Genomic DNA, 25,236 nt, shown 5'->3' with positions numbered 1-25,236 from the left:
TGTGCGGCAGGCGGTCGATGCGGGAGAGCTAACAGCTGCAAACCTGTCTGGCAACTGGCCTGACCAGATTGTAGGAAAAGGAAGTGTTCCAGCTCCTCCCCGCTTGCGGGGAGGAGGACCGCGCCCGCAGGGCGTGGTGGAGGGGGCTCTCCGCATATGAGGCGGCTCGCTTGCGGAGAGCCCCCTCCACCACCGCGCTATCGCGCGGCGGTCCCCCTCCCCGTGCCGGGGAGGAGCTTAGCCGCCTCACACCGTTCGCCGCGCCAAAGCCCGACGACGTTGGTCGGTCTCCTTGCGCGCGCGCTCCACCGCCTCGGTCTCGGTGACGTCGAGCAGATAGTCGATCACGCGGCTGAGATGGTCGCGCATGGCGTTGCGCGCGTCGATCGGCGAGCGCGCCTCCAGCGCGGCCAGGATGCGGCCGTGCTCGGCGAGCCGGCTCTCGGTGCCGAGGCTCCCCGCCTTGAGCAGTACCTCGCGCGCCAGCGGCGAGCGGAAGCGCATGTCCCAGAAGTCGGTCACCGCCGAGATGATCACCGCGTTGCCCGTCGCCTCCGCGATGGCGATGTGGAAGCGGCGGTCGGCATCCTCGGCGACCTCGTCGCGCGCCATGTCGCTCAGCAGACCGCGAAGCTCGGCGAGCTGCTCGGCGTCGATCTCGGTCGCCGCCACCGCCGCGACCTCGCCCTCGAGCAGGCGGCGCGCCTCGGTGATCTCGAACGCGCCGATGTCGAGTTCCTGCTCGACGTGCGGCGTCGCGGCGGCGAGCACGAACACGCCCGAGCCCTTGCGCGCCTCCACCAGCCCCTGCATCTCCAGCGCGATCATCGCCTCGCGGATCGTCGGCCGGCTCACGCCGAACCGCTCGGTCAGGTCGCGCTCGGCCGGCAGCCGCGCACCGACGGGATAGATGCCCGCGGCGATGTCGGCGACGATCGACTGCACGATCCTGCGGTACAATTTGCCGCCATGCTCGGCCACGCGCGTCAGCTCCTCAGCGTCGCGACGCGCCCGTTCCGCCGCCCTCGCACCCTATGTACCTCGTCCCGACGGGGCGACACGTCAAGCCTTCTCGCCGCCGCATGACGGCAAAATGTCTGACACTGGCCTTGCATGTGGCCCGACCACGTTCTACGCCTAATGCCGAGAGTGCCGCCTCCGGTATGCCCGGCGAGTGGACACCCAAGCCATGATCGAGGGGAGAGACGGTGGTTCGCACACTCGCGTTGCTGGCGCTGACGGCATGGTCGTCGGCCACCCTCCCCGCCGTCGCGGCGGCCCAGTCGGCGCCGGCGCGCAGCGCCGCCGCGCCGTGGCAGGACCTGATGCCCAAGCCCGGCCTCGCCGGCTGGCACCGCACCGGCGGCAATGCCACCTATGAGGTGGTCGGCGACGAGCTGGTCGGTCGCGCGGTGGTGGGCAAGGGCAACAGCTGGCTCGTCTCGGACCGGCTCTACGGCGACTTCATCGTCGAGTTCGACGCCAAGACCGATCCCACGCTCAACTCGGGCATGATGATCCGCGGCCAGAGCCGCCCCGATTACCGCAACGGCGTCGTGTTCGGCTATCAGGCCGAGATCGATCCCTCGTCGCGCGCGTGGAGCGCGGGGCTGTACGACGAGCAGCGCCGCCAGTGGCTCTACACGTTGGGGCGCAACGAGGCGGCGCGCACGGCCTTCCGCTCGGGCGACTGGAACCACTATCGCGTCGAGGCGATCGGCAATCGGCTGCGCACCTTCATCAACGGCGTGCCCGCCGCCGACATCGTCGACGACACCGACGCGCGCGGCTTTCTCGCTTTCCAGGTCCACGCGCTGCCCGACGACGTCGCCGCCAAGGAGCCGGAGGTGCGCTTCAAGGGCCTGCGCATCATCACGCAGGACCCGAAACGCTACGCCATGCCCGAGAACCAGCTCGAGCAGCAGGGCTGGCAGTCGAACGCGCTCACCGCGGCCGAGCGCCGCGCCGGCTGGACGCTGCTGTGGGATGGTCGCACCGCGAAGGGCTGGCGCGCGGCCAAGGGAGGCGGCTTCCCGTCGCACGGCTGGACGATGGCGAACGGCGTCCTGACGGTGGAGAAGAGCGCGAGCGAGGCGGCGCGCGGCGGCGACATCGCCACCGCGGCGACGTACCAGAACTTCGAGCTGTCGGTTGACTTCCGCCTCTCCGAGGGCGCGAACAGCGGGATAAAATACCTACTGCCGCCGGGGCCGAACGGCGGCGTGTCGAGCGTCGGCTTCGAGTATCAGCTGCTCGACGACGCGCGCCACCCCGACGCCAAGATGGGGCGCGACGGCAACCGCACGCTCGCCTCGCTGTACGACCTGATCCCGGCGCGCAACCTCTCGGACCCGGACAGCCCGGGCAAGCGCGCCAACCCGCCGGGCGAGTGGAACCGCGCCACCGTACTGGTGCGCGGCAACCATGTCGAGCATTGGCTCAACGGCTTCAAGGTGGTCGCGTATGAGCGCGGCTCGGCCGAGCTGAAGGCTTTGATCGCGCAGAGCAAGTTCGCGCAGGCGGCAGGCTTCGGCGAGACCGCCGACGGCGCCATTCTGCTGCAGGACCACGGCGACAAGGTCGATTTCCGCTCGATCAAGTTGCGGAAGTTCTGATGCGGATGAGGCTTTCCCTAAGATGTTTCCCGGCGCAGGCCGGGGAACAGAGGAAGTTTAGATGATAACCCACCCCAGGGGAGGCACCACGATGTTCGACCGTCGAACGATGATCAAGGGCGGCGCCGCGACGATCGGCGCCCTGGCGTTCACCGCCAAGAGCTACGCGCAGATCAAGGGCGCCAACGACCGCATCCGCGTCGGCATCGTCGGCGTCAACGGCCGCGGCCAGGCGCATATGAGCGCCTTCTCGAAACAGCCCAACGTCCAGGTGACGCACTTCGCCGACGTCGACTCTGACGTGCTCGCCAAGCGCGCCGCCGAATTCGCCGAGCGCTCCGGCACCAAGGTCAAGACCGTCGGCGACTATCGCAAGCTGCTCGACCGCAAGACCGTCGACGTCGTCACCGTCGCCACGCCCGACCATTGGCACGCCAAGGTCGCGATCGACGGCATGGACGCCGGCCGCAACGTCTATATCGAGAAGCCGATCGGCATCGCCCCCGCGGAAGGCGAGGCGCTGATCGCCACCCAGCAGCGCACCGGGCGCGTGCTCCAGGTCGGCAACCAGCAGCGCTCCAGCATTGAGACGCGCCAGCTGCTCGACCTGATCCGCGCCGGCGAGCTGGGCGACGTCTACGAGGCGCAGACCTGGTACGCCAACAACCGCAAGTCGATCGGCAAGGGCGAGGAGATCGCGCCGCCGCCCAACCTCGACTGGAACATGTGGCAGGGGCCGCGCCCGCGCGGGCCGTATCGCTCGAACCTGGTCCACTACAATTGGCACTGGTTCTGGAAGTACGGCACCGGCGAGATCTGCAACAACGCGATGCACGAGCTCGATGTCGCGCGCTGGCTGATGGGCGTCACCTATCCCAAGACGGTGACCGCGCGCGGCGACCGCCGCTTCTTCCGCGGCGACGACTGGGAGATGTACGACACGCTCGCGCTGACGCTCGGCTATGACGACGGCCGCGTGATCCGCTGGGACGGCGAGAGCTGCAACGGCATGCTGCGCTACGGCCGCGGCCGCGGCACGTTGCTGCTCGGCACCAAGGGCTCGGCTGTGGTCGATCGCAATGGCTTCGAGCTGTACGATCTCGCCGGCAAGAAGCTGCGCGAGGTGAAGGCGGCGGCCTCGTCCGAGACGACCGGCACGGTCGGCGAGGGCGCGCTCGACGTGCTCCACGCCGCCAATTTCCTCGCGGTGGTGCGCGGGCAGGAGCAGGCGCTCCACTCGCCGATCCAGGAAGGGCACATCAGCACGACATTGTGCCACCTCGGCAACATGGCCTATCGCACCGGCGGGTCGCTCACGGTCGACCCGGCGACCGGCAAGCCCAATGAGGCGGCGGCGCAGAAGCTCTGGTCGGTCGACTATGAGCCCGGTTGGGAGGTCCGCGCCTGAGGTGAGCGGGGTGGAGGCGAGCGTTGCGCGGTTCGCCGCGATGGGCACGCGGGTCGAGCTGCACCTGTTCGGCCGCGCCGCCCCTGACGCGCTCGCCACTGCGCGCGCGACGGTGCAGGCGGTGGAGGATGCGCTGACGGTGCGGCGCGAGTCGCCCGCGGTGGCGCTCAACCGGGTGCTGGCGGTGGGCGGCGAGGCGGTGATCGCGGACCCGCTGCTCTGGGAGGCGCTGCTCGCGGTGGACGCGATGTGGCACGCGACGGGCGGGCTGTTCGATCCGAGTGTGGGGGGTCATATGTCTGCGCGCGGGTTGCGCGATGCCGCTGCCCATCCCTTCAAGCCTGTTCCCCGGCGGACGCCGGGGCCCAGTTGGGAAGGCTGTAGTGACTCTTGCGAGACGTCCCCCACCTGGACCCCGGCGTCCGCCGGGGTGGCACGTGAGGGGGAGGAGACGATCTCCCGCCAGCGTTCCACCAGCGGCGACATGGCCGGCCTCGCGTCGTCGTCACCTCCGCCTTCCCTACTGGGCCCCGGCCTTCGCCGGGGCACAGGCGCGCATGGCGCCGACGATACTGCCGCCCTTCCCCGCTGGTCCGCCCTCGCGATCGATCGCGCCACGCGCCGCATTGCCGCCACCCGCTCGCTCGCGCTCGACTTCGGCGGCTTCGGCAAGGGATACGCGCTCGACCGCGCCGCCGCCGTCCTGCGCACCGCGGGCGTCCCCTCCGCCTTCCTCTCCGCCGGCGAGAGCTCGATCGCGGTGATCGGCGAGCACCCGCTCGGCGGCGGCTGGCCGCTCGCGATCCCACACCCGGAGATCGACGGCGTCTGGCTGACCGAGCTCGCGCTCACCGACGCGTCGCTCTCGGTCTCGTCCACGGTCGGTGCCGGCGCGGCGAAGCCCGGCCGCGCCGCGATGGTGCGCCCCACCGACGGCGCGATCGTCACCCGCGCCGCGACCGCGATCGCCGTCGCGACCACCGGCGCGGAGGCCGAGGCGCTCAGCACCGCGCTCCTCGTCGCCGACGCACCCGCGCTCGCCCGGCTCCGCGCCGACGCGCCCGATCGCCGCTTCCTCTTCTCCCATGACGCGCCGACGTGCGCCGACCGACCGATGGAACTCACCGCATGACCGACGACGATTTCGCGCTCTCGCGCCGCTCCTTCCTCGATCGCGTGCTGGTCGCCTCGGCGGGCGTCGGGATGAGCGTCGCCGCGCCCTGGACCGCGCTGGCCGCCGCCGAGCCGGCGAGCGGCCCGCGCGTGCGGCTCGGCGTGATCGGCACCGGCGACCGCGGCCGCGCGCTGATCCAGAACATCAACAAGACGCGCAACTGCACCGTCGCCGCTCTATGCGACCCGTTCGCCCCGCACATGGCCAAGGCGCGCGCGCTGGTGCCCGCCAACACGCCCGTCTTCACCGATCACCGCGCGCTGCTCGACGCCAAGGGGATCGACGCGGTGGTGATCGCCACCCCGCTCGACCTCCACGCGCGCCACACGATGGACGCGCTCGACGCGGGCTATCCGGTGTTCTGCGAGAAGGCGATGGCGCGCACGATCGCCGACTGCGGCGCGATGGTCACGCGCGCGCGCCAGCGCGGCAAGCTGCTCCAGATCGGCCACCAGCGGCTGTTCAACCCGACCTATCTCAACGCGCTGAAGCGCGCCAAATCGGGCGAGATCGGGACGATCACCCAGATCCGCGCGAGCTGGCACCGCAACCGCAGCTGGCGCCGCGACGTGCCCGCCGGCGGGCAGGAGCGCGAGATCAACTGGCGCCTCTATCGCGCGCGCTCGGCCGGGCTGATGACCGAGCTGGCGACGCACCAGCTCCAGGTCGCCAATTGGTTCATGGACGGGCTGCCGACGCGCGTGATGGGCTCGGGCAGCATCTGCTTCTGGAAGGACGGGCGCGAGGTCTACGACCAGGTCGCTTTAATCTACGACTACTCGGAAGGGCGGAAGGTGATCTACACCTCGATGCTCAACAACGCGCGCTACGGCTGCGAGGAGCAGATCCAGGGCAGCAAGGGGACGATCGAGCCCGAGCTCGGCCGCATCTACCAGGAGGTCCAGCCCGCCGCGGTGCCCGCGCTCGCCAAGATGCGCAAGGACGTCCAGGCCGGGCGCAAGAACACCGTGCCGATCGGCGGCGCCACCTGGTTCCCCGAGCTGCCCGTCACCACGCCGGGCGACTCGCTCGGCTGGGGCGAGTATGACGAGACGATGCTCCAGTTCGAGGGCTTCGGCGAGGCGGTGCGCAGCGGCAAGGAAGTGCCCGGGCTGCTCGCCCAGGCCTATTACGCCAGCGTCGCCTCGCTGCTCGGCGAGCAGGCGATCGACACCGGCCGCGCGCTCGACTGGCCGACCGATCTCGTCACCGTCTGACCATCCTTCTCCTGAGGACCTGTTGCCATGGACATGATCGATCGCCGCCTCCTGCTCGCCGGTGCCGGGCTCGTCGGCGCCGGGCTCGCCAGCGCGGCGGGGGCGCAGTCGACCTCGGCGGGCAACGGCGTCTCCGCCGAGGGCGCGCCGACCGGCCCCGATCCGAGCGCGAAGAACCGCCTGCGCTTCGCGGTGATCGGGCTCGACCACTCGCACATCTTCGCCATCACCGACGCGCTTATCCGCGGCGGCGGCACGCTGGTGGCGGTGCACGCCGGCGACCCCAAGCAGCTGATCCCCTTCCGCAAGCGCTACGGCGACGTGAAGGTGGCGCGCACCGAGGAGGAGATCCTCGCCGACAAGACGATCCAGGTCGTCGCCAGCGCGTCTATTCCCAACCTGCGCGCGCCATTGGGCGTCCGCGTGATGCGCGCGGGCAAGGACTTCCTGTCGGACAAGCCCGGCATCACCAGCCTGGACCAGCTCGCCGAGGTGCGCCGCACGATCGCGCAGACCAGGCGCAAGTTCGCGATCATGTATTCCGAGCGGCTCGAGGTGCGCGCCGCGGTCAAGGCGGGCGAGCTGGTCCATGCCGGCGCGATCGGCCGCGTGGTGCAGACGATCAACATCGCGCCGCACCGCGTCAGCGCGCCGAGCCGCCCCGAGTGGTTCTGGGACGTCAAATATTATGGCGGGATCCTGACCGACATCGGCAGCCACCAGGCCGATCAGTTCGTCTTCTACACCGGCTCGACCGAGGCCTCGGTGGTGGCGTCGCAGGTCGGCAACTTCGCCACGCCGCAGCACCCCAGGTTTCAGGATTTCGGCGACATGATGCTGACCGGCAACGGCGGCGCGGGCTATGTCCGGGTCGACTGGTACACGCCCGACGGGCTGCCGACCTGGGGCGACGGGCGCGTCTTCATCCTCGGCACCGAGGGCTATATCGAGCTGCGCAAATACGTCGACATCGAGGGGCGCCCTGGCGGCAACCACCTGTTCCTCGCGGACAAGAAGGGCACGCGCTACATGGACTGCAGCAAGGTGCCGCTGCCGTTCGGGCCGCAGTTCGTCACCGACGTGGTGGAGCGCACCGAGGTCGCGCAGAACCAGGCGCAGGCGCTGCTCGCCGCCGAGCTGGTGCTGACCGCGCAGGACAAGGCGCGCACGCTCTCGGGCGCGCGTCCGCCAGTGCAGGGCGGCTGAGCGGGGCGCAACTTACTCCTCCCCGGCACGGGGAGGGGGACCGCCGCGCGCTAGCGCGGTGGTGGAGGGGGCTCTCCTCGCAGCGCAGCGCTCGTGGAAAGCCCCCTCCACCAGCCTGCGGCTGGTCCCCCTCCCCGAGCCAGGGAGGATCTAGCTCCCGCCCCTCTCACGCTGCCTTCGGCAGCGCCTCCGGCACCAGAGGCACCGGCTCGCCCGCCGGCATCGCCACCGGCGCCGCGCCCGCGTCGACGCTGCCGGTGCGCTCCAGTTTGCCCCAGCCCACCTTCGGCCCGGTCAGCGCGGCATAGGCCGCGCGCAGCACCACCGCGTAGAGGATCTGGCGATAGCCGAAGCGTTGCAGCAGCAGCCGCACCGCGGGGAAGCGCGCCTCACGGCCGTCCAGCCGGAACGCGATCCAGCCGCAGGCGAGGTCGATCGCGGTGAAGGCGAGCCAGAAGGCCGCCACCGTCGCCGCGTCGCCCCCCGCCGCGTCCCAGCCGCGGTCATAGACCCGCCACGCGGTGCCGCCGACGCCGGCGACCAGCCCGAGGTCGATCAGCGGCGCCACTAGGGTGAAGCCGAACTGGAACAGCAGCGCCTGCGGCAGGCCGACCCAGGCGAGGCCGCGCGGCCGCCCGCGCCCGATCAGCGCGCGATGCTTCCACAGGCATTGCAGCGTGCCGAAGGCCCAGCGGAAGCGCTGCTTGAACAGAGCGCGCATCGTCTCGGGCGCCTCGGTCCAGGCCACCGCGTCATTGTCGCAGGCGACGCGCCAGCCGGCGCGCTGCACCGCGATGGTGAGGTCCTGGTCCTCCGCCAGCGTATCCTCGGGATAGCCGCCGACCTCGTCGAGCGCGACGCGGCGCCACGCCCCGACCGCGCCCGGCACCACCGTCACCGCCCCCAGTGCGGCGAGCGCGCGCCGCTCGAGCTGCTGCGCGGTGACATATTCCAGTGCCTGCCAGCGCGTGATCAGGTTGACGCGATTGCCGACCTTGGCGCAGCCCGCCACCGCGCCGATCGCCGGATCGCCGAACCAGCGCGTCAGCCGCGCGATCGTGTCGGGCTCGAACTGCGTGTCGGCGTCGAGCGCGATCACCACGTCGCCGCGCGCCTGCGCCAGCGCGATGTTGAGCGCGCGCGCCTTGCCGCCGTTGGTCAGCGTCAGCAGCCGCACGCGAGGGTCGATCGCGAAGGCCGCGCGCACCACGTCGGAGGTGCCGTCGGTCGAACCGTCGTCGATCACGATCACCTCGACGCGCACGCCCCCGCTGGCGAGGATGCGGCGCACCGACGACTCGATCACGCGCGCCTCGTTGAAGGCAGGGATCAGCACCGAGACGAAGCCGGGCACGCGGTGCGGCGCGGCCACGGGCACGGCGTCGCGGCGGCGCCACAGCGCCAGCGCGGTGAGCGAGAGCGAGCGCGCGACGCCGAGCGCGATCGCGACCACGAACAGCCAGCCGAGCGAGTCACGCAGCCACGCGGCGCCGTCGAACAGCGTCCGCGCGCCCGCGGCGCGCACGCCGGTGCCGGCGGCGAGCGTCGGCATCACCGTGTCACGCGAGAGCCCGGCGAGCGTCGAGACGGGCACCAGCTCGTAGCCGCGCGCGCGCAGCCCGCGGATGATCGCCGGCAGCGCCGCCAACGTCTGGGTACGGTCGCCGCCCGAGTCGTGCAGCAGCACGATCTGAGCGGGGTGGTCCGCGGTACCCGCCGCGACGCCGGCGATGACGCGGCGCGCGATCGTGGCGGCGTCGGGCTTCTCCCAGTCGAGCGGGTCGACGTTGAGGCCGACGGTGAGGTAGCCGAGCCGCGCCGCGACGCGGCTGGCGTGGAGCTCGTCGCGCCGGTCCGGGTCGGCGTCGCCGAGGAAAGGCGGGCGGAACAGCGTCATCGCGCGCCCGGTATAGGCCTCCACCAGCCGCTCGGTGGCGCGCAGCTCTAGGGCGATGTCGCCCTCCGAGCGGCGGCCGAGATCGGCGTGCGTGGTCGAGTGGTTGCCCAGCTCGCTTCCCTCGGCGACGATGCGGCGCAGCAGCGGCCCCTGCCCCAGCGCGTTGGCGCCGGTGACGAAGAAGGTAGCGGACGCGCGCTCGCGACGGAGGACGTCGAGCAGCCGCGGGGTCCAGCGCGGGTCGGGACCGTCGTCGAAGGTCAGCGCGACCAGCCGGCGCCGCGCACCGGTGCGCTCCACCACGTCGGGGCCGGGTAACCGCCCCCAACGCTCGTCGCGGACCAGCCCGTCGCGCGCGACGAAGCTGCGCTCGCCCGGCGACGCCGCGGCGGTCAGGCGGAGCAGCTCGCCCTTGCCCTCGACCGCGACCGAGTTCTCCGCCGGCAGCGTCTGCCGCGCCGGCAGCGCGCGGCCGGCGAGCAGCGGCCAGACGCCGGGATCCTCGCTGCCGAGCCGCCACAGCGCCACGCCCGCGGCGCCGGTGCGGCGCACCGCGGCGAGCTGGTTCGCCGCACTGGCGGCGTCGAGCAGCCACACGTCGTGCCGGGCCGCGCCGAGCTGGTAGGAGAAATGGCTGTTGCCGCTGGCGGGATCGAAGACCGGGGCGGTGCCGGCGCGGCGCGCGATCGCCCAGGCGTCGGCGATCGAGCGCGGCTCGGTGCTGCGCCCTGCCCAATCGTAGGCGTAGCTGCCGATCGCGACGATCGCCTTGTCCGCGCCCGCGCGCGCCACCGCCTGCGCGACGACGCGCGCGAACCACGGCTGCGACGCGATCGGACCGGCCTCGCCGCCCATCCAATGCTCGTCATAGGCCATCAGCACGACGCGGTCGGCGGCGCGCGCGTAGGCGGCGAGGTCCCAGTCGGGGTCGGCGACCGGCGCGGCGAGCATCACCGCCCAGCCGCGCGGCGCGAAGCGCGCGCGCAGCTCGCCGAGGAAGCGGAGGTAATCGGGGTGCGCCGCCGTGGGCAGGCTCTCAAGGTCGAGCATGACGCCGGCGCCGCGCTGCTGCGCCACCAGCGATTCGAGCTCTGCGGCGAAGGAGCGGCGCGCGCCGGCGTCGGCGAGCAGCGCGGCCGTAGCGGCACCGTCCCACTGACCGTCGGCGCGCGCGTTCTGCACCATCGGCAACAGGCGCGGCCGGTGCTTCGCTCGCGCGAGCAACGGCGCGAGCGTCGCGTCGTCCTCGGCGGTCAGGCGGTGGTCCGCGCCGGTCACGGTGGCGACGCCGGGGACGAGCCAGTCGAGTTCACCGAGATGCGCCGCCAGCGAGGCGCGTGAGGGCGCGTCCCACGGCATGTAGAAGCCCATCGTCTCGCGCTTCAGCGCCGCACCGGTGGCGGCGGGCAGCCACGCGCCGGATCGGGTGGCGACGCTCGCCGGAGCGAGCGCACGGGGCGTCGTGCCATCGTCGGCGAAGCGCGGCGCGACGCGGTCGAGCGGCTGCACCAGCAGCGCCACGAGCAGCGCGAGCGCGGCGAGCGGCACCAGCGCCGCGAGCGCCAGGGTCGCGCGGACGCGGCGCCCGCGTCGCCCGCTGGCATCGTAGAAGATGGACACGCTCGCTGTGGCTCCCGGTAGGTCGGGGCGGCGCCTAGCGAATTAGGGTAAACAACGGGTTGCGACCTAGAGGCGCGTTGGCCGTATTATCCAGACGTCCACGAACGCCGACGCCGCTGCTCGTGCGGAAGAGTGGATCTCGGAACAAGTCCGAGGTGACGACCAAAGATGGTCGAGCCCAGCGACGACCAGTTCCACCTACCCTCGCCCCGCCTCGACGGTGCTGCTGATCGATCGCTCGGGCTGGGGCGAGAGCGTGCGGACGATCGTCTCGAACTGCCCGCCTGACACGCGGATCTCGTTGAACGCCGGCGGCGTCGCGCGCGTGCGCTTGGACAGCGTGCCCGCGCCGATCAGCCGCAGCGTCCAACCATCGCGCTCGTACGGTACGTCGAACGGATCGTGGACATGTCCCGACAGCACCGCATGCACCCCGGCGGCGGCGAGCGCTTCCAGCGCGGCGTCGCCGTTCCGGGTCTTCGCGGTGCCGCGCGTACCGCCCTCGATCAGCGGATGGTGCCCGGCGACGAAGACGAGGTGATCCTTCGGCGCCGCCGCGATCAGCGCCAGCGCGCGCCGCAGCGACCCGCTGCTCACCCGGCCCTTGGACCAGTTCCAGCGCCACTGCGCGCGCGCGGTGGTCTTGAGCGGCACCACGGTGATGCCTGCGACATCGAGCGGCTTCTCGATCATCCGCTCCACCGCGGCATAGCGCGAATAGGGTGAGAACAGCCGGCGGATCGGATCCCAGTAGTAAGGGATGTCGTGATTGCCGACCTCCAGCGTCACCGGCACGCCGAGGCTGCGCAGCCACGCGCCGCCGGCCTCGAACTCCTTGGGCGTGGCGCGCATCGTCAGGTCGCCCGTCATGATCACCGCGTCGGGCTTCTCCGTCGCGACGAGGTCGCGGAACCAGGCGACCGCCTCGGGATCCTCCGCACCGAAATGGACGTCGCTCACGTGGAACAGCTTGGTCATGCGTCGCCCTTGTTCGTCAGATGGATAGGACGCGAGCGCGCGCGCACGGTTCCCCGCGCCTCACACCTGCACCGGCTGGGCGATCCGCCCGTCGGCGCCGAACACGCGCAGGTAGCGCTCGATCTCGGCCGGTGCGCCGGTCGCCTTGGCGGGATTGTCGCTGAGCTTCACCGCGGGACGACCGTCCGCCTCGGTCACCTTGCACACCAAAGAGATCGGCTCCAGCCCGCCCGCGCCGTCGGGGTCGCAGCCGCGGAAGTCGTTGGTGAGGTTGGTGCCCCAGCCGAAGCTCAGGCGCACCCGGCCGTGGAGGTGGCTGTAGACGCGCTCGATCGAGTCGACGTCCATCCCGTCCGAGAAGATCAGCAGCTTGGTGCGCGGGTCGCGGCCGTGCTGCTGCCACCAACGGATGATCTGCTCGCCCGCCTCGATCGGCGGCGCGCTGTCGGGGCGGAAGCCGGTCCAGTCCGCCACCCAGTCGGGCGCGGCGCGCAGGAACGCCGCGGTGCCATAAGCGTCGGGCAGCGCGATCAGCAGGTTGCCGCCGTAATGCTGGCGCCACTGCTCGAGCACGCGATAGGGCGCGCCCGCCAGATCGGCATCGTCGCGCGACAGCGCCGCCTCGACCATCGGCAGCTCGTGCGCGTTGGTGCCGATCGCCTCGAGGTCGGCGTCCATCGCCAGCAGCACGTTCGACGTGCCGATGAAGCGCTCGCCCAGCCCCTCCTTGAGCGCCTCGACGCACCAGCGCTGCCACAGGAAGCCGTGGCGGCGGCGCGTGCCGAAGTCGGAGATGACGAGGTCGGGCAGCTGCCGCAGCCGCTCGACCTTGTCCCACAGCTTGGCCTTGGCCCGGGCATACAGGACGTCGAGGGCGAAGCGGTCGTGATCGCGCGTCGCGGCGCGCGAGCGCAGCTCGTTGATGATGGCGAGCGCGGGGATCTCCCACATCGTCGTCTCGCACCAGAGCCCGGCGAAAGTCAGCTCATACTGGCCGTCGACGCGGCGGAGCTCGTACTCGGGCAGCCGGAAGTCGGCGAGCCAGGCGAGGAAGTCGGGCGCGAACATCCGCGCCTCGCCATAGAAGCTGTTGCCCGCCAGCCAAATCAGCTCCTTCTTGGCGAAGCGCACCGTGCGCGCGTGGTCGAGCTGGGCGCGCAGCTCGGCCTCGTCGATCACCTCGGCAAGGCGCACCGTCCTCGTGCGGTTGATCAGCGCGAAGGTCGCGCGCGTCTCCGGATGGAGGCGGCGGATCATCTGCAGCATCAGCAGCTTGTAGAAGTCGGTGTCGAGCAGGCTGCGGACGATCGGGTCGAGCCGGAAGCTGTGGTTGTAGGTCCGCGAGGCGATGTCGGTGACGGTGGTCATGCCAGGGGCATAAGCGGTGCGCGCGCGGGGATGAAGGGGGTGGCCGCGAGGGTGCGGCGCATCCGCTGCCCACGACGGCGAGGTGCCGCGCTACGCGTCTTCTTCTCCTCCCCGCCCCCCACGTCACCCCGGACTTGTTCCGGAATTTAGCCTTCCGCGTACGCCGACGCCGCTGCTCTCGCGGACGGGTGGATCCCGGAACAAGTCCGGGATGACGAGGAGTAACGAGACGGCGGGCAGTAACGGGACGGCGGGAGTAAGAAGCGGCGTGGGTCGTCAACGCGCTCCTCCCCGATCGCCCCTCACCCGCCGAACGAACGTCCCCCGCCCCAGCCGCCGCTCGACCGCGCCGAGACGCGCCCGCCGAAGCCGCCGCGCGACACCACCGAGCTGCGCGTCTGGATCCGCTGCGTCGTCACCGGCGCGGTCACCGCGCGCGAGCCGACCTGATAGGAATAGCCGCGGCCGCCATAGCCGCCGCCGTACAGCCAGGCGCCGCCCGGCGTGTAGTAACGGTCGTCGCGCCCGCTGCGGTACAGGCCCGAGTAGCGATAGCCCGGCCCGTTGAGCAGCCGCCCGATCATGAAGCCGGTCAGCAGCGGCACGAAGAAGCTCTGCCCGCCCTCGTTGCGGACGAGGCAGTTGCCCGAGCCGAACTGGTCCTCGCACACGTCGCGGTCGGCGAAGCGCGGCGCGGTCTTGCTGTCCTCGGCGGCGGCGTTGCGGGCGGCCTCCTCGCACGTCACCTGCGCGAAGGCGCCGCTGGCCTTGCACTCGTCGACGTTGTTGAAGGCGGCGACCTCGGTAGGCGCGCCGTAGCGCTCGCGCGAGACCTGCTCGTCGCTCGGCTGCGGGTCGCAGGCAGAGAGCATCGCCAGCGCGCTCGCGGCGGAGAGACCCGCGGCGGCGGAGCGCAGGCGGCGGCGCGGAACGGTCGAGTCGGTCATGGCGACCTCAATAGGTCATGCTGGCGGCGTTGAGCAGCCCAACCGAGATCGACGTCGCCGCGGCATAGACGCCGCTGGCGACATTGCCCTCCTCGAGCCGCCGCGCCATGTCGCGCACCACGACGCGGCGCACCACCAGGCTGGCGAGCACCTGGATCGCGCCGGCGAGCACCGCCCAAGCGACGAACTCGACCGGGTCGGTGGTCTCGCTCAACGCCGAGGCGAGCGGCAGCGCGAAGCCGACGATCGCGCCGCCGAAGGCGAGCGCGGCGGCGACGTTGCCCTGCGCCACCAGCGCGCGCTCGTCGTAGGGCGTGGATTTCTGGTAGATCGCCTTGAACAGCGCGAGCAGCACGCAGGCGAGCCCGAACGCGAGCAGGAAATGGCCCACGCCGGCGAGATAGGCGGGAAGGTCGAGCGTCACGATGGCGTCTCCCGGGTCAGTGGCGAGGGCGGATGTTTGAGGAAAGGCATGTCTAAACGCCGGAGACTAGCGCCGCGCTCTCCCACCCCCGTCATCCCCGCGAAGGCGGGGATCCATAGACGCTGACGATGCGGCTCCAGCGCCGACGCCAGCGTGTCTGGATCCCCGCCTTCGCGGGGATGACGAGAGGGTAGCGGGGATGACCGGATGGGAAAGAGCAAGAGCGGCGCGGCTCACGCGCTGAACTCCGCCGGCGACAGCGGCAGCCCCACCATCAGGTCGTGCGTCGTGTCGCCGCCCTCGGGGCTGGTGGCGACCGCGAGCAGCAGCTCCTGCCCCTCGGGCGCGAGGTCGCGCGCGTAGAGCATGCATTGCTGGCGGATATGCTTCACCGGCGCGCCGTCGCGCTCGTAGTAGAGCGCCTCCCACAATTGCACCGGCGGCTGGACGCGGTCGTCGCCCTCGTACCAGTAGCGGCGGAACGGCGGCAGCCCGCCCTCGACCCACTCGGGCCTGGTCATGCGCTCGCGGAAGGCGGCGTCGTCCCAGCCGCCGCTGGCGTAGGTGGAGGACCAGGGGCGGAAGAGCGTGAAATCGTCGGCGTCGCTGCCGTCCGCCTGCTGGCTCACCGCCTGGAGCATCAGCTCGTCGTCGGTGTAAAAGCGGTGGACGTAGCCGCCGTCGTCCAGCTTGATCAGCCCCTGCGCGGTGATCTCGAGCGTATCGCGGTCGAGCGTGAACACGCCGCCGCTCAGCCGCCGCCACGCCAGCGGGTCGAGCCGCACCATCCGCCCGATCGTGATGTCGCGCACCACCGCCACGCTGGGTCGCGCCGCCTCGTCGCGCCCGCCGCCGAAGAGGCTGCCGAAGATCATGCCGTCACCCGTCGCGCCTTTCCTTGCCCACGGGTGCGGGCTAATGCGGGGGGTGTCAACAGGCGTGAACGGCAGGAGCAGCGATCGGTGAGCGACACGGCGCGGGTATGGACGATCGGTCGGCTGGCGGACGCGCTCGGCGCGCACCGCGACGAGCTGAGCGTCGAGCGGATCGAGTCGGCCGAGCCGGTGCTGCGCGTGACGATGCGCGATCACGGCGACCTCGCGGTGTTCGTCAGCTGCGCGGGCGAGCAGATCGTCGTCTCCACCCTGCTGTGGCCGGTCGACGAGCAGCCCGAGGCGGAGAAGTTCAACCGCTTCCTGCTCAAGGCGCAGAAGCTGGTGCCTTTGTCCAACTTCGCCATCACCGAGCTGGACGGGCGCGAATATTACGAGCTGATCGGCGAGCTCTCGATCGAGTCGAGCGAGCGCGAGATCCTGATCGAGCTGCGCGTGCTGGCGCAGAACGCGCTGGACGCCGCCGCCGACCTGCGCGACGCCTTCGCCGCCGCCTGACCCTCATTCCCTCAAGGACCGATACGTCATGTCGATGTGGAAGCAGTTCGTCACCCTGGTTCGCGGCAGCGCGCACGAGGCGGGTCAGTCGGTGGTCGACGCGCGCGCGCTGACGATCCTCGACCAGCAGATCCGCGACGCCGGCGCGGCGCAGGCCAAGGCGCGCGACGACCTCGCCACGCTCACCGCCAAGCGCCGCCTGATCGAGAAGGACATCGAGGCACTCGCCGCGCAGCAGGAGAAATATGAGGCGTCGGCGCGCGCGGCGATGGCGCGCGGCGACATGGACCTCGCGCGCGAAGTGGCGCAGCGGCTGGCGACGATCGAGCAGGAGCTCGGCGGCAAGCGCCCGCAGGTGGAGGAGATGCGCACCGCCGAGGACCGGATGCGCGGCATCATCAAGTCGGGCGACGGCAAGATCGAGTCGCTCCGCCGCGAGGTCGACGTGGTGCGCGCCAACGAGAGCGTGCAGCAGGCGCAGGCGGCGATCGCCGCCAACACCAGCGGCGCCTCGTCGCAGCTCGGCTCGGCGGCGGACAGCCTCAAGCGGCTCAAGGAGCGCCAGGCAGTGCGCGAGGAGAAGTTCCGTGCCTCGGCCGAGCTGGAGGACATGCGCACCGGCGCCGACCTCGATGCCAAGCTCCAGGCCGCGGGGCTGCTGCCGGGCTCGAGCAGCGCGGACGACATCCTCGCGCGGCTGGCGGCGCCGAAGCAGAGCGGCGAACCGCTGCGGCTCGACGACCGCAGCCGCGACACGTCGCGCGACTGAGCGGGCGGCGGCGGGTGGAGCGGATCGTCAGCGGCGAGCGTCCCGGATGGGAGGAGACCGCGCGCGCGATGGGCTTCACCTTCCACCATCTCGACGGCGAGCGTTACTGGGACGAGCGCGCTTATTACCGCTTCTCGCTCGACGAGATCGAGGAGCGGATCGAGGCGCCCTCGGGCGAGCTGCACCAGCTCTGTCTCGCCCTGGTCGAGGAGGTGGTGGCGAGCGACGCGCTGATGCAGCGGCTCGCCATCCCGGCCGAGATGCGCGACATGGTGGCGGCGTCGTGGCGCGCGAAAGCGCCGTCGCTCTATGGCCGGTTCGACTTCGCCTATGACGGCACCGGCCCGGCCAAGTTGCTCGAGTATAACGCCGACACGCCGACCAGCCTGTACGAGACCGCGCTGTTCCAGTGGCAGTGGCTGGAGGATCGCGTCGCCGACGGCACGCTGCCGGCCGACGCCGACCAGTATAACCGCCTACACGACGCGCTGCTGGAACGGTTCGCGACCCTGTTCACGCCGCGCAGCCTCGTCCATTTCAGCAGCGTGGCGGACTCGATCGAGGACCGGCAGACGGTGCGCTATCTCGAGGAGGCCGCGCGCCAGGCCGGGCTCGACCCGCAGTTCGTCGCGATCGACCGGATCGGCGTGGACGCCGAGGGCGCCTTCGTCGACGACGAGTCGCTGCTGATCGGCGCGCTGTTCAAGCTCTATCCCTGGGAGGACATGCTGCGCGAACCCTATGCCGCGCAGCTGCCGACGACCAAAACCCTGTTCCTCGAGCCGGCGTGGAAGGCGCTGCTGTCGAACAAGGGCATCCTGCCCCTGCTGTGGGAGCGCCACCGCGGCCACCCCAATCTGCTCCCCGCCGCCTTCGCCGACGACGCGGAGGGCGCCGCCGCGATCGGCCCGCGCCACGTCCGCAAGCCGCTCTTCTCGCGCGAGGGCTGGGACATCGCCCTGGTCGGCGCCGAAGACGGCGACGCGGCCGCGCCGCTGGCGGGCGGCTACGGCGAGGAGGGGCACATCATCCAAGCCTATCAGCCGCTGCCGGTGTTCGACGGCCAGCACGCGGTGGTGGGATCGTGGATCGTCGGCGACGAGCCGGTGGCGCTGTCGATGCGCGAGGACGACGGCCCGATCACGCGCGACCTCGCACGCTACGTGCCGCACGCGATCGTGTGACTTTGTCGGATGGCGCGGATGTGGGGTGGGGATGCGGCGGCATGGCTCCACTTTCCCCCGAGCGTCATCCTGAACTCGTTTCAGGATCCACCGTGCCGCACTCTCACAGCAGGAGGTGGCTGCGGGACCGTGGGTCCTGAGACGAGTTCAGGATGACGGAGAAGTGATGGGTGGCCCTCTGCCAGCAACCGACTCGAGCCTTCCCACCCGCCACCACTCGCCCCGCCCTTCCCATACCCGCTCGGCCGATCGCGCGTGAGTTTCGCCGCCCCGCCGCCTAAGAAGGAGAGGCCGGGGCAACGAGGACGCGATGAAGCTGCTGATCGTCGAGGACGACCGTGATTATGCCGCCGCGCTGCGCGAGGATCTCGCCGCGCTCGACCATCAGGTGACCGTCGCCGACAACGGCCGCGATGCGCTGCTCGCGCTGGAGCGCGACCGCTATGACGCGGTGATCCTCGATCGCATGCTGCCGCAGATGGACGGCGCCGCGGTGGTGCGCCACGCGCGCGAGCGCGGCCAGACGCTGCCCGTCCTGATGCTGTCCGCCCTCGGCCGATCGGTCGAGAAGGTCGACGGGCTGGAGGCGGGCGCGGACGATTACGTCGTCAAGCCCACGCCCGCCAGCGAGATCGAGGCGCGGTTGCGTGCGCTGCTGCGCGCGCGTGGTTGGCAGCAGCAGGGCGGCGACGGCGATACGCTGCGCGCGGGTGACATCGTCGTCAGCCCCGGCCAGCACCGCGCCTGGCGCAACGGCCGCGCGCTCGATCTCGCCAAGCTCGAGTTCGGCTTGCTGGCCGAGCTGGCGCGCCACGCGGGCAGCTATCTGACCCGGGCGATGCTGATCGAGCGCGTCTGGGGCTATGACTTCGAGCCCAGCACCAACATCGTCGACGTCCAGGTGCGCTCGCTGCGGCGCAAATTGTGCGCGCCCGGCGAGACCGACCCGATCGTCACCAAACGCAGCGTCGGCTATATGCTGCGCGCCTGAGCATGTCGTCGCTGCGCGCGCTGACCCTGTTCTTCCTCGCCGCCTTCGCCGCGGCGGCGGTGCTCGCGGGCTATCTCACCTATGCCGCGTCGCGCGCCGCGGTGGTGAGCGCGGTCGATCGGCGCATCGGCGAGGTCGGCGACGCGATGCTGAGCGCGATGGCACCGGGTGATTCGCGCGCGATCCTGCGCCGCATCGACGCCTTCTCCCGCCGCCGCGACACCGGCGACATCGGCTTTGAGCTGGAGGATTCGCGCGGGCGGCGGATCGGCGGCAACGTCGTGCTGGAACGGGCGGTGCCGCTCGGCTTCACCACGCTGAAGCGGCGTGACGGCATCGTCGGGCTGAGCGCCGGCCGCGCGCAGGCGCGCGACGCGGGCGGCGGGCTGCGGCTGATCACGATCGCGGAGACCGAGCCGATCGACGGCTATGGCGCGACGCGCGTGCGGCTCTACCTCATCGGCTTCGGCGCGCTGCTCGCGGTGGTGCTCGCGGGCACCGCCAGCTTCGGCTGGATCGTCCGTCGCCGCATCGGCGAGGTGCGTGCCACCGCCGCGGCGATCATCGACGGCGATCTCAGTCGACGCGTCCCCGTGCCGGCACGCGGCGGCGCCTTCGCCGCCCAGGCAGAAGCGTTCAACCGCGCGCTTGATCGCATCGCCGCGCTGGTCGAGCAATTGCGCGAGGTCAGCAGCGACGTGGCGCACGACCTCCGTACCCCGCTGGCTCGGCTGCGCGCGCGACTGGCGCGGCTGGCCGAGCGGCCGAGCGTGTCCGGCGAGGAGCTGGAGGCGGTGCTGGCGGCATGCGACGACGTGCTCGCGCTGTTCGCCGCGATCCTGCGCATCGCCGAGGTGACCGCGGGCGAGCGCCGCGCCGGCTTCCGCCCGGTCGACCTCGCCGCGCTGGCGGAGCAGGCATGCGAGACGCTCGCCGCGGCCGCGTCGGAGCGCGGCCAGGAGCTGAGCGGTGGCCCGTTCGCGCCGCTGACGGTACGCGGCGACCCGCAGCTGCTGAGCCAGGCGTTGCTCAACCTCATCGAGAACGCGCTCCACCACACGCCGGCGGGAACGAGCGTGGCGGTGACGCTGGCGCGCGTAGGGGAGATGGCAGCGCTGCGCGTGCGCGACGACGGACCGGGGATCCCGGCCGAGGCGCACGCGCTGGCGCTGCGCCGCTTCGGTCGGCTCGAGACCAGCCGGCATCGGCCCGGCCATGGGCTGGGGCTGCCACTGATCGAGGCGGTGGCGCGGCTCCACGGCGGCACGCTGACCCTCACCGACGCCGCGCCGGGACTGGAGGCGGTGATGACGCTGCGGGTGGAGGGTGCGTAGGCGCGAGGGAGCGGGCGGCGGCGTGGCTCAGGTGGATCAGCGGCACGCTGGTGTCGCGATCGATCGTGCTGCCTGCTCGAGCGGCGTCATCCTGAGCTCGTCTCAGGATCCACGGTGCCGCACACGCGCAGGGGGTGCGCGGAGGGGTGGATCCTGAAACGAGTTCAGGATGACGGCAGTGCGTAGGGGGAGCCGGGGCTAGCGCGCCGCCTAGGCGAGCCGCCCTGCCCCCCGGCTCAGAAGTGCAGCAGCGCTTCCAGCCCGAACGTCCGCGCCGCGTTGAAATTGCCGTAGTCGCCCAGCACGTTGTTGATGTTGCCCGCGCTCACGCTGCTGGTCGGTGCCGCCGGCAGGCTGTTCGACGGGTCGCGTCGATACACGTACTGCTCGTCGAACAGGTTGCGGCCCCACAGCGCGACCTCGAGCTTCTGCTTGCCCTCACCCAGCGCGATATCCGCGAGCGCGATCCGCCCGTTGAAGATCAGCGAGGCGTCGGCACGCGTGGCGAACTGGTCGAAGGCCTGTGTCGACTGGGCGTAATTGCCGTCGAAGTGGACGCGGAAGGTGGTGCTGCCCTCGCCCACCGGCACGCGATAGTCGATCGCGCCGCTCGCGGCGTTGCGCGGCGTGAAGACGATGTAGAAGTTCTGCTCGACGCTGCTCGTCACCCCGCCCGCCGTATAGTTGATCAGCACCGGCGGGATCTTGGTATAGGTGTAGGCGTACGATCCGTTGAGCGTCAGCCCTTCCACCGGGTTGAGCGTCAGATCCGCCTCTATGCCCCTGATCTTGGTCGTGCCCGGCGCATTGATCGTCACCAGATTGTTGAAGTTGCTGCCGTTGAACGGCTGGATCGAGCTGATGTCGACCTGGCTGTCCTTACGGTCCATGAAATAGCCGGCGAGGTTCAATCGGGCGCGATGGTCCCAGAAGTCGGACTTGAGCCCGATCTCATAGGACTTGATGTCCTCCGGACCGAACGACTGGTAGTTGGCGGTGCGCGAGCTGGCGCCGCCGGCGCGGTAGCCCGTGGCATATTTGGCGTAGGCATGGACGTCCTGGGTGACGTCGACGGCGACGGTAAGCGCGGGGTTGAAGCGATCCCACGTCCGATCGAGCGGCTGATAGCCCGCCGCCGTCGCCGCCGCGGTGTTCACGTCATAGTTCACGTTGCGCGAATAGTGCAGCTCGCCGCGCTTGGTGTCGTGCGTGTAGCGACCGCCCGCGGTGAGGTGGAGCACGTCGAGCGGGTTCCAGGTGATCTGGCCGTAGCCGGCGTAGCTCTTCGACCAGACCTCCGAGGCCCGGTCGATCGAGCGGCAGCCCGGCTGCGAGCCGAAGCCGCTCGAGCCGCGGCAGGGATCGAGGATGACGTAATTGGCCCCGGTCACTTGGCCGGCGGCGTTGAGCACCGCGACCGCGCCGTTCGAATTAGGCGTCGCCGCGTCGTCGGTGACATGCTCGTTGAAGTAATAAAGGCCCGCGACATAGTCGAACCGGTTGAGCGTGCCGACCGCCTGGAACTCCTGGCTGAACTGGTTCTGATGCAGGTCGGCGAGGCTGTAGCGGCTGAAACCGCACGGCGCCGCGGCGGTGCAGGCGGCGGTCAGGTTCACCACGGGCACGCGGTGCGCGCCACCCGAATTGTCCCACTGGGTCGCGTTGACGCCGCGCCACGCCGTGATCGAGCGCAGTTCCACCTCGGGCGAGGCCTTGTACTTGAGCAGGTTGGTAAAGCCATGCGTCTGGTCGACGCTGGGCTGCTGCGGCACGCCGAGGTCGGCCGTCTTCATCCGGCTCGTGCCGTTGACCACCACGCCCGGCAGCAGCGGCTTCACCGTGCCGGTGAGCGAGCTGTAGCTGGTGCCCGGCAGCACGCAATTGGGGGCATTGCTGACCGGACCGGCGGCACAACCGTTCGGATTGTAGTTGAGCAGCTGGCTGTAAAAGGGCGAGTTCTTGTCGAGCCCGTAGTCGTAGGAGAAGTCGTCGGTCAGCCCCTCGAACGGCTTCCACCGCGCCGCGATGCGGCCGCCGCGGCGATCGTAATAGTTGAAGCCCGCCTGACCCGCGAGCGGGTTCTTGATGGTCGGCCCCTGGTATTGGACGACGCCGTCGACCTTGACGCTGACGTTGTGATATTCGGGCAAGTCGAGGTGCAGCTCGCCGTTGTAGGCGCCGTAATTGCCGATGCCCGCGCGCATGCGTCCCTCGAACTCGCCCGACGGCGCGCGCGTGACGACGTTGAGCGCGCCGCCCTCGGTATTGCGCCCGAACAACGTGCCCTGCGGACCCTTGAGCACCTCGACCCGCTCGACGTCGAACAGCGCGGCGTTGAGGCCGTGCTGGCGGCCGAGGTAGACACCGTCGATATAGATGCCGACGCCCTGCTCTCGCGCGGGCTGGTTGGCATCGAGCGGGACGATGCCACGGATGCCGACCGTCAGCGCCGACTGGCGGGCCTCGAAGGTGGCGACGCGCAGGCTGGGCACCGCGCCGTCGGCGAGGTCGTACAGGCTCTGCACGTGGCGGTCCTGCAGCGCCTGGGTGCTGAGCACGTTGATCGCGACCGGCGTCGATTGAAGGTTGGTCTCGCGCCGCGTCGCGGTGACCACCACCTCGTCGAGTCCGCCGGGCTGCGCCGCGTCGGGAGCGGCGGCGTCGGGCGCGGCGCTCGGGTCGGCGGCGGCGGTGGGCGCGGCCCCGCCGGGTGCGGCGAGCGCGTGACCCGGGACGGCGAGCGCGGCGATGCCCGCGAGCAGATGCAGGCGGCGACGCGATAGATACGACATGAACTTCAACCCCTCTACGGCACGTTGGCCTGTGCGGGGCCGATAGGAGGGTTGCGCGGCGCTACCGTTACGGTTCGGTGACGCAGCGCGACTTCTTCATCTCATCTTATTTTCATCATTCTTCATCTGGCACGATCGCCCCTCTACTTGGGGCGATCTTCGACACCGCCCGGATCACGCCGCACCGCGCCGCGCCGCGGGCTCTGTCCCCGGCGGCAGCGGCGCGTCGCGCAGCCCCTGCCCCAGCCGCTCGAACGCGGCGGTGGACTCCACCGCGGCGTCGATCGCGGCCTCCAGCGCGCGATAGGCCGCGAGCACCTTGCGCCCGGCGTCGGTCAGCCGCGCGCCGCCGCCGCCACCGCGCCCGGTCGCGACCAAACGGTCCTGCCAGCAGCGGTTCATCTCGTCGACCAGCAGCCAGGTGCGGCGGTAGCTCATCCCCAGCGCGCGCCCCGCCGCGGAGATCGATCCGTGCGCGTCGATCGCGTCGAGCAGGTCGGCCTTGCCCGGCCCGAACGCGATCGAGTCACCGCACAGCAGCTGCGCCTTCAGCTTGAGCGGACCGTGCCGCACGCGCGCGAGAGGGAGCGCCAGCGGCTCAGATCGCCGCCAGCGCCTGCTCCATGTCGGCGATCAGGTCGTCGGCATCCTCCACGCCGATCGAGATCCGCACCAGATTGTCGGTGATCCCCAGCGCCTGCTTGCGCGCGTCGGGCACCGACAGGTGGGTCATCGCCGCGGGATGGCTCGCCAGCGTCTCGGTGCCGCCGAGGCTGACCGCCAGCTTGGCGATCTTGAGCGAGTCGAGGAAGCGGAACGCCTCGGCCTCGCCGCCCTTGAGGTACAGCGAGAAGGTCGAGCCGCCGCCGGTGCAATGGCGCCGGTAGATGTCGGCCTGCCGCCCCTCCGCCTCGGCGAGGAAGCCGAGATAGCCGACATGCTCCACCTTGGGGTGGTCGCGCAGGAAGGCGCACACCTTGGCGGCATTCTCGCCGGCGCGGCTCATTCGCAACTCGAGCGTCTCGAGGCTGCGCAGCAGCATCCAGGCGGTGTTGGGATCGCAGATCGTGCCGATCGTGTTGCGCATCGCGCGGATCGTGTCGATCACCGCCTTGGACCCGAGCACCCCGCCCGCGACCAGGTCGGAGTGGCCGCCGGCATATTTGGTGAGGCTGTACACCACCACGTCGGCGCCGTGCTGGAGCGGCTGCGACCAGAGCGGGCCGAGGAAGGTGTTGTCGATCGCGATCGGCGGCTTCTCCGCGGCGCTGCCCCAGATCGCGTCGCGGCTGGCGGCGACCGCCTCGACGTCGACCAAGGCGTTGGTCGGATTGGCCGGGCTCTCCAGGTAGATCAGCGCGACCCGGCCCGAGGCGGCCTTGGACAGGACCGTGTCGATCTCCTCGCGCGTCGCGCCCGCGGGGAAGTCGAGCCAGTGGACGCCGAAGCGGCCGAGCACGCGCGCGATCAGCGTCTCGGTCGCGGCGTAGAGCGGGCCCGAGTGAACGATCGTGTCACCCGGACGCACCAGCGACAGGAACAAGGTGGCGATCGCGGCCATGCCGCTGGAGAAGGTCAGCGCGTCCTCGGCGCCCTCCCAGATGCCGAGCCGGTCCTCCAGGATCTCCTGGTTGGGGCCGTTGAAGCGCGAGTAGACCAGCCCCGCCGCGCCGCCGGGCCGCTTGCCGGTGACACCCTCGAAATGGCGCTTGCCCGCCGCCGCGTTGGGGAAGACGAAGGTGGAGGTGAGAAACACCGGCGGCTTCAGCGCGCCTTCCGACAGCGTCGGGTCGTAGCCGTGGCCCATCATCAGCGTCGCGGGCTTGAGCTTGCGCCCGCCGATCGCGTCGACCTCGGGCTTGGGCGAGACGCGGGTCTCGACCCCGGTCAGCTCCTGCTCAGTGGGTTCGTCGGCCATGCG

Annotated in this window: 20 protein-coding genes; 10 read left to right on the top strand and 10 right to left on the bottom strand. The window is 71.0% G+C overall.

Features of this window, described 5'->3' with window-relative positions:
• Positions 1 to 246: 246 nt before the first annotated feature.
• The gene (locus FHY02_RS17185; protein WP_183924488.1) at positions 247 to 981 is read right to left on the bottom strand and encodes a FadR/GntR family transcriptional regulator; all 735 of its coding nucleotides are present in this window, start codon (positions 979 to 981) and stop codon (positions 247 to 249) included.
• Positions 982 to 1,208: 227 nt separating this feature from the next.
• Between FHY02_RS17185 and FHY02_RS17180 the strand changes: the two genes are divergently transcribed.
• The 5 genes from FHY02_RS17180 (at position 1,209) to FHY02_RS17160 (ending at position 7,620) form a co-directional block, all read left to right on the top strand.
• The gene (locus FHY02_RS17180; RefSeq protein WP_311731870.1) at positions 1,209 to 2,615 is read left to right on the top strand and encodes a DUF1080 domain-containing protein; all 1,407 of its coding nucleotides are present in this window, start codon (positions 1,209 to 1,211) and stop codon (positions 2,613 to 2,615) included.
• A gap of 91 nt (positions 2,616 to 2,706) precedes the next feature.
• Entirely contained in the window at positions 2,707 to 4,023 is a 1,317-nt protein-coding gene (locus tag FHY02_RS17175; protein ID WP_183924486.1) for a Gfo/Idh/MocA family protein, read from the top strand.
• A gap of 10 nt (positions 4,024 to 4,033) precedes the next feature.
• Positions 4,034 to 5,155: an FAD:protein FMN transferase gene (locus FHY02_RS17170; RefSeq protein WP_183924484.1), complete on the top strand. Its 1,122-nt coding sequence runs from the start codon at positions 4,034 to 4,036 to the stop codon at positions 5,153 to 5,155.
• A complete protein-coding gene (locus FHY02_RS17165; RefSeq protein WP_183924475.1) occupies positions 5,152 to 6,414 on the top strand; it encodes a Gfo/Idh/MocA family protein in 1,263 nt (420 codons plus the stop codon). Before FHY02_RS17170 ends, FHY02_RS17165 begins: the two co-directional genes overlap by 4 nt.
• A gap of 27 nt (positions 6,415 to 6,441) precedes the next feature.
• Positions 6,442 to 7,620 (top strand): Gfo/Idh/MocA family protein, encoded by a 1,179-nt coding sequence (locus tag FHY02_RS17160; RefSeq protein WP_183924473.1) that lies wholly within the window; start codon positions 6,442 to 6,444, stop codon positions 7,618 to 7,620.
• Positions 7,621 to 7,786: 166 nt separating this feature from the next.
• Here the strand turns inward: FHY02_RS17160 and FHY02_RS17155 are convergent, their stop codons facing one another.
• The 6 genes from FHY02_RS17155 to FHY02_RS17130 all read right to left on the bottom strand — a co-directional run bounded on the left by FHY02_RS17155 (position 7,787) and on the right by FHY02_RS17130 (position 15,729).
• Positions 7,787 to 11,137, bottom strand: a complete 3,351-nt coding sequence (locus FHY02_RS17155) for a glycosyltransferase (protein ID WP_183924471.1) — start codon at positions 11,135 to 11,137, stop codon at positions 7,787 to 7,789.
• A gap of 198 nt (positions 11,138 to 11,335) precedes the next feature.
• Positions 11,336 to 12,115 carry a metallophosphoesterase gene (locus FHY02_RS17150; protein ID WP_183924469.1) on the bottom strand — a complete coding sequence of 260 codons (780 nt, stop codon included), beginning with the start codon at positions 12,113 to 12,115 and terminating at the stop codon, positions 11,336 to 11,338.
• A gap of 60 nt (positions 12,116 to 12,175) precedes the next feature.
• Positions 12,176 to 13,483, bottom strand: coding sequence for a nicotinate phosphoribosyltransferase (gene pncB, locus FHY02_RS17145; RefSeq protein WP_183924467.1), 1,308 nt, complete (start codon positions 13,481 to 13,483; stop codon positions 12,176 to 12,178).
• Positions 13,484 to 13,785: 302 nt separating this feature from the next.
• A complete protein-coding gene (locus tag FHY02_RS17140) occupies positions 13,786 to 14,430 on the bottom strand; it encodes a DUF1190 domain-containing protein (RefSeq protein ID WP_183924465.1) in 645 nt (214 codons plus the stop codon).
• A gap of 7 nt (positions 14,431 to 14,437) precedes the next feature.
• Positions 14,438 to 14,854 (bottom strand): DUF350 domain-containing protein, encoded by a 417-nt coding sequence (locus FHY02_RS17135; protein WP_183924463.1) that lies wholly within the window; start codon positions 14,852 to 14,854, stop codon positions 14,438 to 14,440.
• Between the two features lie 233 nt (positions 14,855 to 15,087).
• The gene (locus FHY02_RS17130) at positions 15,088 to 15,729 is read right to left on the bottom strand and encodes a DUF2491 family protein (RefSeq protein WP_183924461.1); all 642 of its coding nucleotides are present in this window, start codon (positions 15,727 to 15,729) and stop codon (positions 15,088 to 15,090) included.
• An 87-nt stretch (positions 15,730 to 15,816) separates the two neighbouring features.
• Here FHY02_RS17130 and FHY02_RS17125 point away from each other — a divergent pair, with 87 nt between their 5' ends.
• The 5 genes from FHY02_RS17125 to FHY02_RS17105 all read left to right on the top strand — a co-directional run bounded on the left by FHY02_RS17125 (position 15,817) and on the right by FHY02_RS17105 (position 20,523).
• On the top strand, positions 15,817 to 16,245 hold the full coding sequence (locus FHY02_RS17125) for a YjfI family protein (protein WP_221190308.1): 429 nt from the start codon (positions 15,817 to 15,819) through the stop codon (positions 16,243 to 16,245).
• Positions 16,246 to 16,273: 28 nt separating this feature from the next.
• A complete protein-coding gene (locus tag FHY02_RS17120) occupies positions 16,274 to 17,014 on the top strand; it encodes a PspA/IM30 family protein (RefSeq protein ID WP_183924459.1) in 741 nt (246 codons plus the stop codon).
• Positions 17,015 to 17,028: 14 nt separating this feature from the next.
• Positions 17,029 to 18,198, top strand: coding sequence for a glutathionylspermidine synthase family protein (locus FHY02_RS17115; protein ID WP_183924457.1), 1,170 nt, complete (start codon positions 17,029 to 17,031; stop codon positions 18,196 to 18,198).
• A gap of 310 nt (positions 18,199 to 18,508) precedes the next feature.
• Complete coding sequence (locus FHY02_RS17110; protein ID WP_183924455.1) at positions 18,509 to 19,189, top strand: response regulator transcription factor; 681 nt, start codon at positions 18,509 to 18,511, stop codon at positions 19,187 to 19,189.
• A gap of 2 nt (positions 19,190 to 19,191) precedes the next feature.
• Positions 19,192 to 20,523 (top strand): HAMP domain-containing sensor histidine kinase, encoded by a 1,332-nt coding sequence (locus FHY02_RS17105; RefSeq protein ID WP_183924453.1) that lies wholly within the window; start codon positions 19,192 to 19,194, stop codon positions 20,521 to 20,523.
• A 236-nt stretch (positions 20,524 to 20,759) separates the two neighbouring features.
• Here the strand turns inward: FHY02_RS17105 and FHY02_RS17100 are convergent, their stop codons facing one another.
• The 3 genes from FHY02_RS17100 to FHY02_RS17090 all read right to left on the bottom strand — a co-directional run bounded on the left by FHY02_RS17100 (position 20,760) and on the right by FHY02_RS17090 (position 25,233).
• The gene (locus FHY02_RS17100; RefSeq protein ID WP_183924451.1) at positions 20,760 to 23,315 is read right to left on the bottom strand and encodes a TonB-dependent receptor; all 2,556 of its coding nucleotides are present in this window, start codon (positions 23,313 to 23,315) and stop codon (positions 20,760 to 20,762) included.
• Positions 23,316 to 23,489: 174 nt separating this feature from the next.
• Positions 23,490 to 23,888: a LysR family transcriptional regulator gene (locus tag FHY02_RS17095; protein WP_183924449.1), complete on the bottom strand. Its 399-nt coding sequence runs from the start codon at positions 23,886 to 23,888 to the stop codon at positions 23,490 to 23,492.
• 25 nt (positions 23,889 to 23,913) lie between these two features.
• Positions 23,914 to 25,233: a cystathionine gamma-synthase family protein gene (locus FHY02_RS17090; protein ID WP_183924447.1), complete on the bottom strand. Its 1,320-nt coding sequence runs from the start codon at positions 25,231 to 25,233 to the stop codon at positions 23,914 to 23,916.
• Positions 25,234 to 25,236 lie beyond the last annotated feature (3 nt).

The sequence above is a fragment of the Sphingomonas sp. BK069 genome, assembly GCF_014193405.1.
GTDB lineage: Bacteria > Pseudomonadota > Alphaproteobacteria > Sphingomonadales > Sphingomonadaceae > Sphingomonas.
This window is presented reverse-complemented; position numbering and strand designations above follow the sequence as displayed.